At 59.9% G+C, this 13,536-nt stretch carries 14 protein-coding genes; 1 reads left to right on the forward strand and 13 read right to left on the reverse strand.

Annotated features, from left to right (window positions below):
- Positions 1–21 precede the first annotated feature (21 nt).
- The 13 genes from D8U73_RS26240 to ccoN (D8U73_RS26305) all read right to left on the reverse strand — a co-directional run bounded on the left by D8U73_RS26240 (position 22) and on the right by ccoN (D8U73_RS26305) (position 12,539).
- Positions 22–2,472: a heavy metal translocating P-type ATPase gene (locus tag D8U73_RS26240; protein WP_130906162.1), complete on the reverse strand. Its 2,451-nt coding sequence runs from the start codon at positions 2,470–2,472 to the stop codon at positions 22–24.
- Positions 2,473–2,646: 174 nt separating this feature from the next.
- Positions 2,647–3,186 carry a FixH family protein gene (locus D8U73_RS26250; RefSeq protein ID WP_130906163.1) on the reverse strand — a complete coding sequence of 180 codons (540 nt, stop codon included), beginning with the start codon at positions 3,184–3,186 and terminating at the stop codon, positions 2,647–2,649.
- Between the two features lie 11 nt (positions 3,187–3,197).
- Positions 3,198–4,613, reverse strand: coding sequence for a cytochrome c oxidase accessory protein CcoG (gene ccoG, locus D8U73_RS26255; RefSeq protein WP_130906164.1), 1,416 nt, complete (start codon positions 4,611–4,613; stop codon positions 3,198–3,200).
- 205 nt (positions 4,614–4,818) lie between these two features.
- Positions 4,819–5,229, reverse strand: a complete 411-nt coding sequence (locus D8U73_RS26260; protein WP_130906165.1) for a type II toxin-antitoxin system VapC family toxin — start codon at positions 5,227–5,229, stop codon at positions 4,819–4,821.
- Positions 5,229–5,483 carry a type II toxin-antitoxin system Phd/YefM family antitoxin gene (locus tag D8U73_RS26265; protein WP_177435543.1) on the reverse strand — a complete coding sequence of 85 codons (255 nt, stop codon included), beginning with the start codon at positions 5,481–5,483 and terminating at the stop codon, positions 5,229–5,231. Before D8U73_RS26265 ends, D8U73_RS26260 begins: the two co-directional genes overlap by 1 nt.
- A 146-nt stretch (positions 5,484–5,629) precedes the next feature.
- Complete coding sequence (gene ccoP / locus D8U73_RS26270; protein ID WP_056856998.1) at positions 5,630–6,613, reverse strand: cytochrome-c oxidase, cbb3-type subunit III; 984 nt, start codon at positions 6,611–6,613, stop codon at positions 5,630–5,632.
- Positions 6,610–6,795, reverse strand: a complete 186-nt coding sequence (locus D8U73_RS26275) for a CcoQ/FixQ family Cbb3-type cytochrome c oxidase assembly chaperone (RefSeq protein WP_003175465.1) — start codon at positions 6,793–6,795, stop codon at positions 6,610–6,612. Before D8U73_RS26275 ends, ccoP (D8U73_RS26270) begins: the two co-directional genes overlap by 4 nt.
- Before the next feature lie 5 nt (positions 6,796–6,800).
- Positions 6,801–7,409, reverse strand: coding sequence for a cytochrome-c oxidase, cbb3-type subunit II (ccoO, locus tag D8U73_RS26280; RefSeq protein ID WP_007905434.1), 609 nt, complete (start codon positions 7,407–7,409; stop codon positions 6,801–6,803).
- Positions 7,409–8,851, reverse strand: coding sequence for a cytochrome-c oxidase, cbb3-type subunit I (gene ccoN / locus D8U73_RS26285; RefSeq protein WP_056856999.1), 1,443 nt, complete (start codon positions 8,849–8,851; stop codon positions 7,409–7,411). The genes ccoO (D8U73_RS26280) and ccoN (D8U73_RS26285) overlap by 1 nt, the downstream gene beginning before the upstream one ends.
- A 490-nt stretch (positions 8,852–9,341) precedes the next feature.
- Positions 9,342–10,298 carry a cytochrome-c oxidase, cbb3-type subunit III gene (ccoP, locus tag D8U73_RS26290; RefSeq protein WP_130906167.1) on the reverse strand — a complete coding sequence of 319 codons (957 nt, stop codon included), beginning with the start codon at positions 10,296–10,298 and terminating at the stop codon, positions 9,342–9,344.
- Positions 10,295–10,492: a CcoQ/FixQ family Cbb3-type cytochrome c oxidase assembly chaperone gene (locus tag D8U73_RS26295; RefSeq protein ID WP_056857001.1), complete on the reverse strand. Its 198-nt coding sequence runs from the start codon at positions 10,490–10,492 to the stop codon at positions 10,295–10,297. Before D8U73_RS26295 ends, ccoP (D8U73_RS26290) begins: the two co-directional genes overlap by 4 nt.
- 3 nt (positions 10,493–10,495) lie before the next feature.
- Positions 10,496–11,104 carry a cytochrome-c oxidase, cbb3-type subunit II gene (gene ccoO / locus D8U73_RS26300; protein WP_130906168.1) on the reverse strand — a complete coding sequence of 203 codons (609 nt, stop codon included), beginning with the start codon at positions 11,102–11,104 and terminating at the stop codon, positions 10,496–10,498.
- A gap of 10 nt (positions 11,105–11,114) precedes the next feature.
- Entirely contained in the window at positions 11,115–12,539 is a 1,425-nt protein-coding gene (gene ccoN / locus D8U73_RS26305) for a cytochrome-c oxidase, cbb3-type subunit I (protein ID WP_056857003.1), read from the reverse strand.
- Between the two features lie 84 nt (positions 12,540–12,623).
- Here ccoN (D8U73_RS26305) and D8U73_RS26310 point away from each other — a divergent pair, with 84 nt between their 5' ends.
- Complete coding sequence (locus D8U73_RS26310) at positions 12,624–13,301, forward strand: alpha/beta fold hydrolase (RefSeq protein ID WP_130906169.1); 678 nt, start codon at positions 12,624–12,626, stop codon at positions 13,299–13,301.
- Positions 13,302–13,536: the final 235 nt, after the last annotated feature.

A 13,536-nucleotide genomic window follows, 5' to 3' on the forward strand; every position in this document is an offset into this window, starting at 1 on the left:
TGGACTCCATGCCCGCGCGGCTCAGGCCGGCAGCGGGCGGGTTTCTGGCGTGGCGTCGGCACCTTGTACACCCGGCAGGCGAGTGAGGCGCAGCGCATTGAGCACCACGGTCAACGAACTGATCGACATGCCGACGGCAGCCCACACTGGCGTAATCCAGCCGAGGGCGGCGAACGGCAACATGAGGCCATTGTACAACCCGGCCCACAACAGGTTCTCGATGATTACCCGTCGGGTGCGCCGTGCCAGGCTGAAGGCTTGCACCAAGGCATCGAGGCGATTGGACAGCAGCACCGCATCGGCGCTGGTTTTTGCCAGGTCAGTGGCCGAACCCATGGCGACGCTGATGTCCGCCGCCGCCAGCACGGGTACATCGTTGACGCCATCGCCGAGCATCAGCACTTTGCGGCCGTCCCTGTGCAATTGTTGCAGGACTTGCAGTTTGTCGTCCGGACGCAAGCCGCCTCGGGCTTCATCGATGCCGAGTTCGGCAGCCACGCTGGCAACCATCGGCGAGCTGTCGCCGGACAACAGCAAGGTGCGCCAGCCACGGGCCTTGCATGCCGTCAGCAGGGCAGCGGCATCGGCGCGCAGCCGGTCGTCGAGGACAAACCAGGCCAACGGCCCATGACGGTTACCGAGCAACAACCATTGGCCGGCTTCGTCGGGCATCACTGGCACGCCAACGCCGCTGACTTCGCAGACAAAACCGGGGTGGCCGATCCGCAATCGTTGATCGCCGACCACGCCTTCCAGGCCAAGCCCCGGCGTGCTGTGGACTTCTTCAGCGGCCAACGGTGCGCGGCCAAACGCACGGGCGATCGGGTGTTCAGAGCGGTTTTCCAGTGCGGCGGCGAGCGCCAGGCACTGGTCGCTGTCGAGGTCGCCGAGCGGGCGAATCGAACGCAGAGTCAGACGTCCTTCGGTGAGGGTGCCGGTCTTGTCGAATATCACCGTATCGATCTGGTTCAAGCCTTCCAGAACGTGACCACGGGTCAGCAGCAAGCCGAGTTTGTGCAAGGTGCCGGTCGCTGCGGTAAGGGCGGTCGGCGTGGCCAGGGACAACGCGCAAGGGCAGGTCGCGACCAGCATCGCCAGCACGATCCAGAACGCCCGCGACGAATCCAGTTCCCACCACAGCAGGCCGATGGCCGCTGCCGCGATCAGCGACAGCAACAGGAACCATTGCGCGGCGCGGTCGGCAATTTCCGCCAGGCGCGGTTTTTCCGCTTGCGCCCGATCAAGCAAACGCACGATGGCAGAGAGCCGGGTGTCCTGGCCGAGCGCCTGGACTTCGACGGTCAGTGCGCCTTCAACGTTAAGGGTGCCAGCGGTGACCGCATCGCCCGGGGTGCGGGCCTGCGGCAGGTATTCTCCGGTCAACAGCGACTCATCGACACTCGACTGGCCGTCGAGGATTCTGCCATCGGCGGGCAGCACAGCGCCTGGATGCACCAGCACCTGATCGCCCACTTGCAGTTCGCTCAACAGGATCCGTTCGCTCTGGCCGTCAGCGCTTAGCCGCAAACACGAAGCGGGCAGCAAATTGACCAGTTGTGCAGTGGCGGCGGCCGTGCGTTCGCGGGCGCGTCGTTCAAGATAGCGCCCGGCCAGCAGGAACAGCGCGAACATGCCGACCGCATCGAAATACAGCTCTCCGACGCCGGTGATCGAGGTCCAGATCCCGGCGATGTAGGCGCTGCCAATTGCCAGCGACACTGAAACGTCCATGGTCAGGTGACGGGTGCGCAGGTCACGCATGGCGCCCTTGAAGAATGGCGCGCAGCTATAGAACACGATGGGGGTGGTGAGGAACAGCGCGACCCAGCGCAGGATGGTGTGCAGTTCGGGGCTGAGGTCGATGTTGAATTCAGGCCAGGTGGCCATGGTTGCCATCATCGCCTGGAACCACAGCAGCCCGGCGACGCCAAGTTGGCGCAAAGCCAGGCGATTTTCACTGGCCAGTTGTTCGCTGGCGCGGTCGGCCTGATAAGGGTGGGCGACGTAACCGATGTAGCGCAGTTGGCTGAGTATTTTGCTCAGCGGCAGTTGAGCGTCGGCCCAGCGCACGTGCAGCCGATGGTTCGACAGATTCAAACGGGCTTCATCCACGCCGGGCAATGTGCGCAGGTGTTTCTCGATCAGCCAGCCGCAGGCCGCGCAGCTGATGCCTTCCATCAGCAGTGTGGTTTCGGCAAGTTCGCCTTGGTGGCGCACGAACGGTTGCTGCACATCGGCGCGGTCATACAACGCCAGTTCGTCCACCAACTGCACCGGCAAGGCTTCGGGGTTGGCCGAGGCTTCGCTGCGATGCTGGTAGTAGCTTTCCAATCCGCCGGCGACGATGGCTTCGGCCACCGCCTGGCAACCCGGGCAGCAGAACTCGCGTGGCTCCCCGAGCACGACGGCGGTGAAGCGGCTGCCGGACGGGACGGGCAGGGCGCAGTGGTAGCAGGGAAGTGGAGTGGTCATGTGTGTTGCCATGAAAACCATTGTGGCGAGGGAGCTTGCTCCCGCTCGGCTGCGTAGCAGTCGCAAATCGGCGAACTCGCTGAGACTGAAAGGACCGGTCTGCAGGTTTTGGGCGCGCTTCGCGCCCCAGCGGGAGCAAGCTCCCTCGCCACATTTGATCGCATTCGCAGGTTATTACTTCTTCAGGTCTTCCGCGCCCTGCAGGGGCTCGTCCCCGAGCAGCAGGTCCTTGTCATGGCTGACCAGTTCTTCTTCGAACATGCGCCAGATATGGTCGTCTTGGCTGCCCAGCAATTCGACAAAGCGGCGACCCTCGATCTTGTCGCTCAACTGGCCGATGTAACGGCCCTGTTCGGTTTCGCTGCGGGTGAGGGTGATTTTGCGGTCTTTTTCCGGCTGGGTCGGCGAGATCAGGTTCAGCTCCAGGGTCTTGGGCTGGCTGTTGCCGCTCAGGCGCAGGTCGACTTCGCCGGTCACGTCATCCAGATGCACGCTGGCGCGCATCAACAGGGTTTGCGCCAATAATTCGCGATCCAGAGAGCGGTTGATGCCTTTGCCGGCTTCGTAATAGTTGTCGTTGACCAGGTTGTCCGGGTTGTTCACCGCAATGGTCACCATGGACAAGGTCAAGGCCACCGAGCAGGCCAGGATCCCGATGATGATCCATGGCCAGAGGTGCTTGTACCAGGGACTTGCGGCGTTTGCTGCGGACATGATCACTTCTCTCAACGAATTTGTGGGCCGATGAATCGGCTCTTGGCTTCAACGTGGATGCTGGCGTCATCGGCATCCTTGAGGATGAATTTCACCTCATTGGTGCTCGATGGCAGGTGTTCCGGCGCCACGGACAACTCGGCCGGCTGGCTGATGATGTCACCGGCCGCAACTTTGATCTCGCGTCGGCCTTGCAGCTTGAGATCCGGCAGGCCGGTGGCTTCAAGCACATACGTGTGGTCGCGCTGATCCTTGTTCATGATTTTCAGGCTGTAGACGTTTTCGATCCGGCCCTCGGCGTTCTCGCGGTACAGAACCCGGTCCTTGCTGACGTCGAAGCCCACCAGCGAGCGCATGAAGAACGCGGTCACCAGCAAGCTGATCATCGCCAGCAACACCACGGCATAGCCGATCAGGCGCGGACGCAGTTTATGGGTTTTCTGCCCGGACAGGTTGTGTTCGGTGGTGTAGCTGATCAAGCCGCGCGGGTATTCCATTTTGTCCATGATGGCGTCGCAGGCATCGATGCAGGCGGCACAACCGATGCATTCGATTTGCAGGCCGTCGCGGATGTCGATACCGGTCGGGCAGACCTGAACGCACATGGTGCAGTCGATGCAATCACCCAGGCCCTGAGCCTTGTAATCGATCCCTTTCTTGCGCGGGCCACGGCTTTCGCCACGGCGCGGGTCGTAGGAAACGATCAGCGTGTCCTTGTCGAACATCACGCTCTGGAAACGCGCGTACGGACACATGTAAATGCACACTTGCTCACGCAGCCAACCGGCGTTGCCGTAGGTGGCAAGGGTGAAGAAGGCTACCCAGAAATACGACCAGCCATCGGCCTCGCCAGTGAAGAAATCGATCACCAGTTCGCGGATCGGCGAGAAGTAGCCGACGAAGGTCATGCCAGTGACAAAGCCGATCAGCAGCCACAGGGTGTGCTTGCTGAATTTGCGCAGGAATTTGTTGGCGCCCATCGACGCCTTGTCGAGCTTGATGCGCTGGTTACGGTCACCCTCGGTGACCTTTTCACACCACATGAAGATCCACGTCCACACACTTTGCGGACAGGTATAACCACACCAGACCCGGCCGGCATACACCGTGATAAAGAACAGGCCGAACGCGGCAATGATCAACATGCCAGACAGCAGGATGAAATCCTGAGGCCAGAAGGTCGCGCCGAAAATGAAGAATTTGCGTTCGGGCAGGTTCCACCAGACAGCCTGATGGCCACCCCAATTGAGCCAGACCGTACCGAAATACAACAGGAACAAAACGGCACCGCCGGCCATGCGCAGATTGCGGAACAGTCCGGTGAAGGCGCGGGTGTAGATCTTTTCTCGAGAGGCGTAGAGATCGACGCTGTTGTTCGCGTTCTTCGCGGGTGGAGTGACGTCGTGTACCGGAATCTGGTTGCTCATCATTGCATCCCACGGCAGTGGACAAATGCCTCGGTCAGTACGTGCCGACCGCGGTCAAAAAGAGGTGTTGCAGTGGCGCAATGATACGCCTGTCGCTCTAGCCCAAGGGTGCGACCTTTGGTCACGTTGGGAGAAATTAATCGATGGTGTAATGACTTGAATCAATTGACTTGTGAATTATGGACGGATTTGCGGCCGTTGGCGCTCAATCGGCCCATGGGTTTATCAACTGCACGCCACTGAACTGAAAATCACCGACATTGCGGGTAACCACGGTCAAACCATGAATCAGCGCAGTCGCTGCAATCAACGAGTCTGCTTCGTTTGCGCGATCCGGAACGTGCAAACTGGCACATCGAAGGGCCACGGCAGCATCGATCGGCAGAATGCGGGCATCGAATGCCGGTAAGACATGACGCTTGAGCCAGGTGCGCAATATCTTTCCCTGAACGGCATCGCGACGCTCCATGCGGAGCACTCCGGTCTCCAGCTCCTTGAGGGTAATGGCTGAAATGAACATGCGTGAAGCGATAATGCCTTTGGCCCAGGCGACGACATTTGCGTCAGCCTGGGGTTTGCGAAGTTCGGAAATCACGTTGGTGTCGAGCAGGTACATCAAGACAAATCCACAGGGCGATGAGTGATCACGGCACGCTCGGTTTCGAACTCGATTTCTGCCGCTTCAGGCATGACCAGGAGTTCGACGATGTCGGCGTTGATGCCAGTGAGTTTTTGGTAGTCCTCAATGCTTAGCAGCACATGCGCCGGTTTGCCTCTGTCAGTGATGAAAACCGGCCCCTGGCGTGTGGCTTTTTTGGCACCACTTGTGTCCTGGTTGAATTCGCGGCTGGAAATGGTGGTGATGGCCATCATGTATGACCCTCCTGAATAAACTAATGTAGAAACGTTACTACTATGCTGAGTGCCACGCAACCTTGATGTGGGAAACACGTTGGCGACTCAAAAAAAAGGCCCTGTCAGATGACAGGGCCTTTTCGTTGCATCAAGCGTTTCCCTTATTGGGCGTCCGCCGCTGGAGCCTTCTCTCCATGAGAGAGGCTATACACGTAAGCGGCCAGCAGATGAACCTTGTCGTTGCCTTGCATCGCGTCTTGCGCAGGCATCTGGCCCTGACGGCCGTAACGGATGGTCTGCTGCAATTGAGCGAAGCTCGAGCCGTAGATGAACGCGCCCGGGTGAGTCAGGTCAGGCGCGCCCATGGCCGGAGTGCCTTTGCCTTGCGGGCCGTGGCACGCCACGCAGTTGGCGGCGAACAGCTTCTGGCCGGCAACCGGGTCAGCCTTGGCGCCTTCCGGCAGCTTGCGGCCATCGAGGTTGGTCAGGACAAACGCCGCCACATCGGCAACGCCTTGCTCGCCAATGACTTCAGCCCACGCCGGCATGACTGCGTGACGGCCACCCATGATGGTGGTCTTGATCGTTTCCGGCTCGCCGCCCCAGCGCCAGTCGGCGTCGGTCAGGTTCGGGAAGCCGTAGGCGCCCTTGGCGTCGGAACCGTGGCAAACCGAGCAGTTGGAGGCAAACAGGCGGCCACCCATCTTCAGGGCTTGCGGGTCCTTGGCCACTTCTTCGATTGGCATGGAAGCGAACTTGGCGAAGATCGGGCCAAACTTGGCATCCGACTTGGCCATTTCCTTTTCCCACTCGTGAACGCCGGTCCAGCCGGTCTGGCCGTTGGCGAACGCGGTCTGCTTCTCGTTGTCCAGGTAGTTGTAACCCGGCAGCAGGCCTTTCCAGTTGCCCAGGCCCGGGTACAGTACCAGGTAGCCGAGGGCGAAAATGATGGTGGCCACGAACAGCATGAACCACCATTTCGGCAACGGGTTGTCGTACTCCTCGATACCGTCGAAGGAGTGCCCAACCGTCTCTTCGGTGGACTCGGTGCGCTGGCCCTTGCGGGTCGACAGCAGCAGCCAGGTCAGGGAAAAGATCGTACCGAGACTGAGGACTGTGACGTACAGACTCCAGAATGTAGTCATTCTTTGTTACTCCTAGAAGCTTGCTCGACGTGCTTGATGGCTTCGGGATCATCCGCAAAAGGCAGCAAGGTCGCGTCTTCAAACTCTGACTTGCGCTTGGGGCTGAATACCCACAACGCCAGACCGATGAAGGCCACCATCACAACGACGGTGCCCAGGCCACGAATCATCCCGATATCCATTTAGATCACCGTTTGCTTTTGATGATGGTGCCCAGGCCTTGCAGATAGGCCACCAGCGCGTCCATTTCGGTTTTGCCCTTCACAGCATCCTTGGCGCCGGCGATGTCTTCGTCGGTGTAAGGGACGCCGAGCGTGCGCAAGACTTCCATTTTCTTGGCGGTGTCTTTGCCGTCGAGCTTGTTTTCCACGAGGAACGGGTAGGCCGGCATTTTCGATTCCGGCACCACGTTGCGCGGGTTGTACAGGTGCGCACGCTGCCAGTCATCGGAGTAACGGCCGCCGACGCGGGCCAGGTCCGGACCGGTACGCTTGGAACCCCACAGGAACGGGTGGTCCCAAACGCTTTCACCGGCGACCGAGTAGTGGCCGTAGCGTTCGGTTTCAGCACGGAACGGGCGGATCATCTGCGAGTGGCAGCCGACACAACCGTTGGCGATGTAAACGTCCCGGCCTTCCAGTTCAAGGGCAGTGCGGGGCTTCATGCCCTCGACCGGCTTGTTGGTGACATCCTGGAAAAACAGCGGAACGATCTGGGTCAGGCCGCCGACACTGACGGCGATAACCATGAAGAAGGCCAGCAGGCCAATATTCTTCTCGACTGCTTCATGCTTCATCAGTGAGCTCCAACTACAGCAATCTGTTCGGCGGCTTCAGCTTCAGCCGGATTCGAGGCGCGTACGGTACGGAATACGTTGTAGGCCATGAACAGCATGCCGGTGGCGAAGAACGCACCGCCCAATGCGCGAACGATGAAGCCAGGGTGGCTGGCTTGCAGCGCTTCGACGAACGAATAGGTGAGGGTGCCGTCATCGTTGATTGCACGCCACATCAGGCCCTGGGTGATGCCGTTGACCCACATCGAAGCGATGTACAGAACGGTACCGATGGTGGCGAGCCAGAAATGCGTGTTGATCAGGCCGGTGCTGTGCATCTGCGCACGACCGAACAGTTTCGGGATCATGTGGTAGATCGCGCCGATCGAGATCATCGCAACCCAACCCAAAGCGCCGGCATGTACGTGGCCGATGGTCCAGTCGGTGTAGTGCGACAGCGAGTTCACGGTCTTGATCGCCATCATCGGACCTTCGAAGGTCGACATGCCGTAGAACGCCAGGGAAACGACCAGGAAACGCAGGATCGGATCGGTGCGCAGCTTATGCCAGGCGCCCGACAGGGTCATCATGCCGTTGATCATGCCGCCCCAGCTCGGAGCCAGCAGGATGATCGACATCGCCATGCCCAGGGACTGCGCCCAGTCCGGCAGGGCGGTGTAGTGCAGGTGGTGCGGACCGGCCCAGATGTACAGGGTGATCAGCGCCCAGAAGTGCACGATGGACAAACGATAGGAGTAGATCGGACGTTCGGCCTGTTTTGGCACGAAGTAGTACATCATCCCCAGGAAACCGGTGGTCAGGAAGAAGCCCACGGCGTTGTGGCCGTACCACCACTGGATCATCGCGTCGGTCGCACCCGAGTAGGCCGAGTACGACTTGAACAGGCTGACCGGCAGCGACATGTGGTTGACGATGTGCAGCATCGCGGTCACGACGATGAATGCGCCGTAGAACCAGTTACCCACATAGATGTGCTTGGTCTTGCGCTTGACGATGGTGCCGAAGAACACCAGGCCGTAGGTGACCCAGACAATGGCCAGCAGAATAGCCAGGGGCCATTCCAGTTCCGCGTATTCCTTGGTGGTGGTCAAACCCATCGGCAAGGTAATGATCGCGCCGACAATCACCGCTTGCCATCCCCAGAAGGTGAAGGCTGCGAGGCTGTCGGAAATCAGTCGCGTTTGGCAGGTTCGCTGCACGACGTAATAGGAAGTGGCAAACAGTGCACATCCACCGAAGGCGAAAATCACCAGGTTGGTGTGCAACGGGCGCAGGCGTCCAAAGCTCGTCCAGGCCAGACCGAAGTTCAACTCCGGCCAAACCAGTTGCGAGGCGATGAAGACACCGAGCCCCATGCCAAGGATCCCCCAGACCACCGTCATGATGGCGAACTGGCGGACTACCTTATAGTTATAAGCAGTCGGACTGATTGCTGTGCTCATTCTAAGGTTCCACGGTTTGGGTGTTTTATTAGGATTAAAAATCGGCCGCAAGTATGTAGAAAGCAGGGGGTCATTGCAACGCGCCATGACCTGGGTCAATGCTTTCAAATGCTGATTCTGCGGCCTTTCCATGCGCCGCGTAAGGACAAAATTGCCCATGGGCAAAATGTCTCGGCGGACTCGAGAGGCGAGGGGGGAAGGTCGGATGTTACGAGGTGTGTTCAAACACAGCGTTGAGTGATCGCAGGCAATTGGCGCGACAGCCGGTAACTACCAGCCTTTGCGGCCTGTCAGTCAGCCGATTCGTAGAACACATCGTTTAAGGGTCGACCTGGAGCTGGCACCGGCCAGTCCGCATCGGGAGAGCTTAGACCCGAATCCGGGGATCCGAAAGGAAGACTGGAGGGGGGTGCGACAAAAAGAAGCAGCTACAAGCCGCAAGCTACAAGCTCCAGGTTAGAGCCCGTGCCTGCGGTTTTTGCTTATGCCTTCACTTGCCGCCTGTAGCTTGAAGCTTGCCGCTCAACTGCTTGTCACCTCTGGAAAGGCTGTACACGTAAGCCGCGAGCAGTTGCACTTTATCGTTGCCGAGCAGTTCATTTTGCGCCGGCATGTGGCCCTGGCGGCCATGCCGAATCGTTTGTTCAAGCTGGGTCAGGCTGGTGCCATAGATGAAACCGGTCGGGTGTGTCAGGTTCGGCGCTCCCATGGCTTCGGTGCCTTGCCCGTTTGCCCCGTGACAGGCTACGCACGTGGTGTTGAACGCCTGCTGTCCGGCCTGCAGGTCTGCCTTGGTGTCGGCGGGCAATGGCAGGCCGGCCAGTTCATGACGAACGTACGCAGCGACGTTTTTCACGCCATCCTCACCCAATATTTCCCCCCAGGCCGGCATGGCCGCCATGCGACCGCCCATGATGGTGGTCTTGATGGTGTCGGCGTTGCCGCCCCAGCGCCAATCACTGTCCGCCAGATTGGGGAAGCCGAACGCGCCCTTGGCATCCGAGCCATGGCACACCGAGCAATTGGAGGCAAACAAGCGTCCGCCCATTTTCAACGCTTGCGGATCGTTGGCCACTTCTTCCACTGGCATCGCGGCGAATTTGGCGAATATCGGCGCGAACTTCGCGTCCGCCTTGTCCATCTCCTTTTCCCATTCGTGCACGCCGGTCCAGCCGTTTTCGTAACCGGGCAGGATGCCTTTCCAGTTGCCCAGACCCGGATAAAGGATCAGGTAGCCGACGGCAAACACCAGCGTGCCGGCGAACAGCATGAACCACCATTGCGGCAACGGATTGTCGTACTCCTCGATGCCGTCGAAGCTGTGGCCCATGGTCTGGTCGACGCTGCCTTTGGTTTCGCCCTTGCGGGTGCCGATCAGCAACCAGGTCAGGCCGATCAGGCTGCCGATGGTCAGTACGCAGATCCACGTACTCCAGAAAGTGGTCATGGCCGGGTACTCCTTGTTTCGATTTCGTCGGTGATGTCGGGTTGCGGCTCGTCGGCGAACGGCAGCAGGCGCGCCTCGGCGAATTCCGTTTTGCGCTTGCTGCTGAATACCCAAAGGGTCAGGCCGAGGAAGGCTACGAAGACCACGACCGTGCCCAGTCCGCGGATCATTCCAGTACTCAATTCAACGACCATGGCTCACCTCTTGCTCTTGATCGCAGTGCCGAGCACTTGCAGGTAGGCGACCAGCGCATCCATTTCACTCTTGCCTTTGAGCGAGGCAACGGCGCCGCTGATGTCCTCGTCGGTGTACGGCACACCCAGGGTGCGCATGGTCTTGAGCTTGTTTTCGGTGTGGTTGCTGTCGAGTTGATTGGTCACCAGCCACGGGTAGGCGGGCATTTTCGATTCCGGCACCACGTTGCGCGGGTTGTACAAGTGCGCGCGGTGCCAGTCATCCGAGTAACGCGCGCCGACCCGCGCCAGGTCCGGACCGGTACGTTTCGAGCCCCAGAGGAACGGGTGATCCCAAACGCTTTCACCGGCCACTGAATAGTGGCCGTAGCGTTCGGTTTCGGCGCGGAACGGGCGGATCATTTGCGAGTGGCAGCCGACGCAGCCTTCGCGGATGTAGATGTCGCGACCTTCCAGTTGCAGCGCGGTGTAGGGCTTCATGCCTTCCACCGGTTTATTGGTCACGTCCTGGAAGAACAGCGGGACGATCTGGGTCAGGCCACCGATGCTCACGGCGAGCACCATCAACAGCATCAGCAGGCCGACGTTTTTCTCGATTGTTTCGTGTTTCATGGCGGACTCCTCAAGCCATCTGCGCGGCAGCGGCGACGTCGGCAGGCTGCGAAGCCCGTACGGTGCGCCAGGTGTTGTAAGCCATCAGGAACATGCCGCTGAGGAAAATCGCGCCACCCACCAGTCGTACGACAAAGCCTGGATGGCTGGCCGCCAGGGTCTCGACGAAGGAATAAGTCAGCGTGCCGTCCTCATTGACCGCGCGCCACATCAGGCCCTGGGCGATGCCGTTGACCCACATCGAGGCGATGTACAAAACGGTGCCGATAGTGGCGAGCCAGAAGTGCGCGTTGATCAGGCCGATGCTGTGCATTTGCTCGCGGCCGAAGACTTTCGGGATCATGTGGTACAGCGCACCGATGGAAATCATTGCCACCCAGCCGAGCGCGCCGGCGTGTACGTGGCCGATGGTCCAGTCGGTGTAGTGGGAGAGGGCGTTGACGGTCTTGATCGCCATCATCGGCCCTTCGAAGGTCGACATGCCGTAGAACGCCAAGGACACCACGAGGAAACGCAGGATCGGGTCGCTGCGCAACTTATGCCAGGCGCCCGACAACGTCATCATGCCGTTGATCATCCCGCCCCAGCTCGGTGCCAGCAGCACCAGCGACATCACCATGCCCAACGACTGCGCCCAGTCCGGCAGCGCGGTGTAATGCAGGTGATGCGGGCCGGCCCAGATGTACAGGGTGATCAGCGCCCAGAAGTGCACGATCGACAGGCGATAGGAGTACACCGGGCGCTCGGCCTGTTTGGGCACGAAGTAATACATCATGCCGAGGAACCCGGCGGTGAGGAAAAAGCCCACGGCGTTGTGTCCGTACCACCATTGCACCATCGCGTCGGTAGCACCGGCGTACACCGAGTAGGACTTGGTGAAGCTCACCGGCAACTCAAGGTTGTTGACGATGTGCAAAATCGCCACGGTGATGATGAACCCACCGAAGAACCAGTTGCCGACGTAGATATGTTTGGTCTTGCGCTTCATCACGGTGCCGAAGAACACAATGGCGTAGGCCACCCAGACGATGGTGATGAGGATGTCGATCGGCCATTCCAGCTCGGCGTACTCCTTGGAGCTGGTGTAACCCAACGGCAAGCTGATGGCTGCCAACAGGATCACCAGTTGCCAGCCCCAGAAACAGAACGCGGCGATTTTCGGCGCAAACAGCTGGGTCTGGCAGGTGCGTTGCACCGAATAGAACGAACTGGCGAACAGGGCGCAGCCGCCGAAAGCGAAGATCACTGCGTTAGTGTGCAGCGGGCGCAGGCGGCCGAAACTGGTCCAGGGTAAATCGAAGTTGAGTTCGGGCCAGACCAATTGGGCGGCGAGAAAAACCCCGAGCCCCATGCCGACGATGCCCCACACCACCGTCATAATGGCGAATTGGCGGACCACCTTGTAGTTGTAGGCGGTACTGATAGAAGTGTTCATGGTTCCCCATCCACGGTTCAGCCGAAGTGAGCGCGCAGCGCACCCTTCGGCCGGAGTTATAGGCAGACTAAAAGCGAGGCAAGCATGACCAAAGGGCACAAGGCCGGTATTGACGGGGATCAATGGGCGCAATGTGTGCGCGATCATGGATGGCTGTGGGACGTCGCTTCAGGCACCTCTTCGGCGACCTTGATTCTCGCCCACGGCGCCGGTGCGCCGATGGACAGCGACTGGATGACCGACATGGCTGCACGGCTCGCGGCGCAAGGCGTCAATGTGCTGCGTTTCGAGTTTCCGTACATGGCGCAGCGGCGTATCGATGGCGGTAAGCGTCCACCCAACCCGGCGCCGAAACTGCTGGAATGCTGGCGCGAGGTCTATGCCGAAGTGCGACGCCATGTCACCGGGACTCTGGCCGTCGGTGGCAAGTCGATGGGCGGGCGTATGGCCAGTTTGCTGGCTGACGAGTTGGCTGCCGATGCACTGGTATGCCTGGGTTATCCGTTCTACGCGGTGGGTAAACCGGAGAAACCGCGGGTCGAGCATTTGGCGGCGCTGAAAACGCGGACGTTGATCGTGCAGGGAGAGCGGGATGCGTTGGGTAACCGTGAAGCCGTCGAAGGGTATGCCTTGTCACCCAGTATCGAAGTGTTCTGGCTGGTGGCGGGGGATCACGATCTGAAACCGTTGAAAGCTTCGGGGTTTACCCATGAGCAGCATTTGTCGGCTGCGGCGGGGCGGGTGGCTGCGTTTCTTCAGTAAACGGTAGGTTGCCTATATAGCCTCTTTGCGCGCGCGGCTATTGCTACAGGTCGTCCAGTTCGGGAAAGACAATCTTTGGATGATCGTTCCCACGCTCCGCGTGGGAATGCCTCTTGTGACGCTCTGCGTCACGCTTTGGAACGCAGAGCGTCCCGGCTGCATTCCCACGCAGAGCGGGGGAACGATCAGTGCACACCCATCAGCGGTTGAACCGCTCCACCAACGAGTATTGCGT

This window comes from Pseudomonas sp. Sample_22, from assembly GCF_004307635.1.
Lineage (GTDB): Bacteria > Pseudomonadota > Gammaproteobacteria > Pseudomonadales > Pseudomonadaceae > Aquipseudomonas.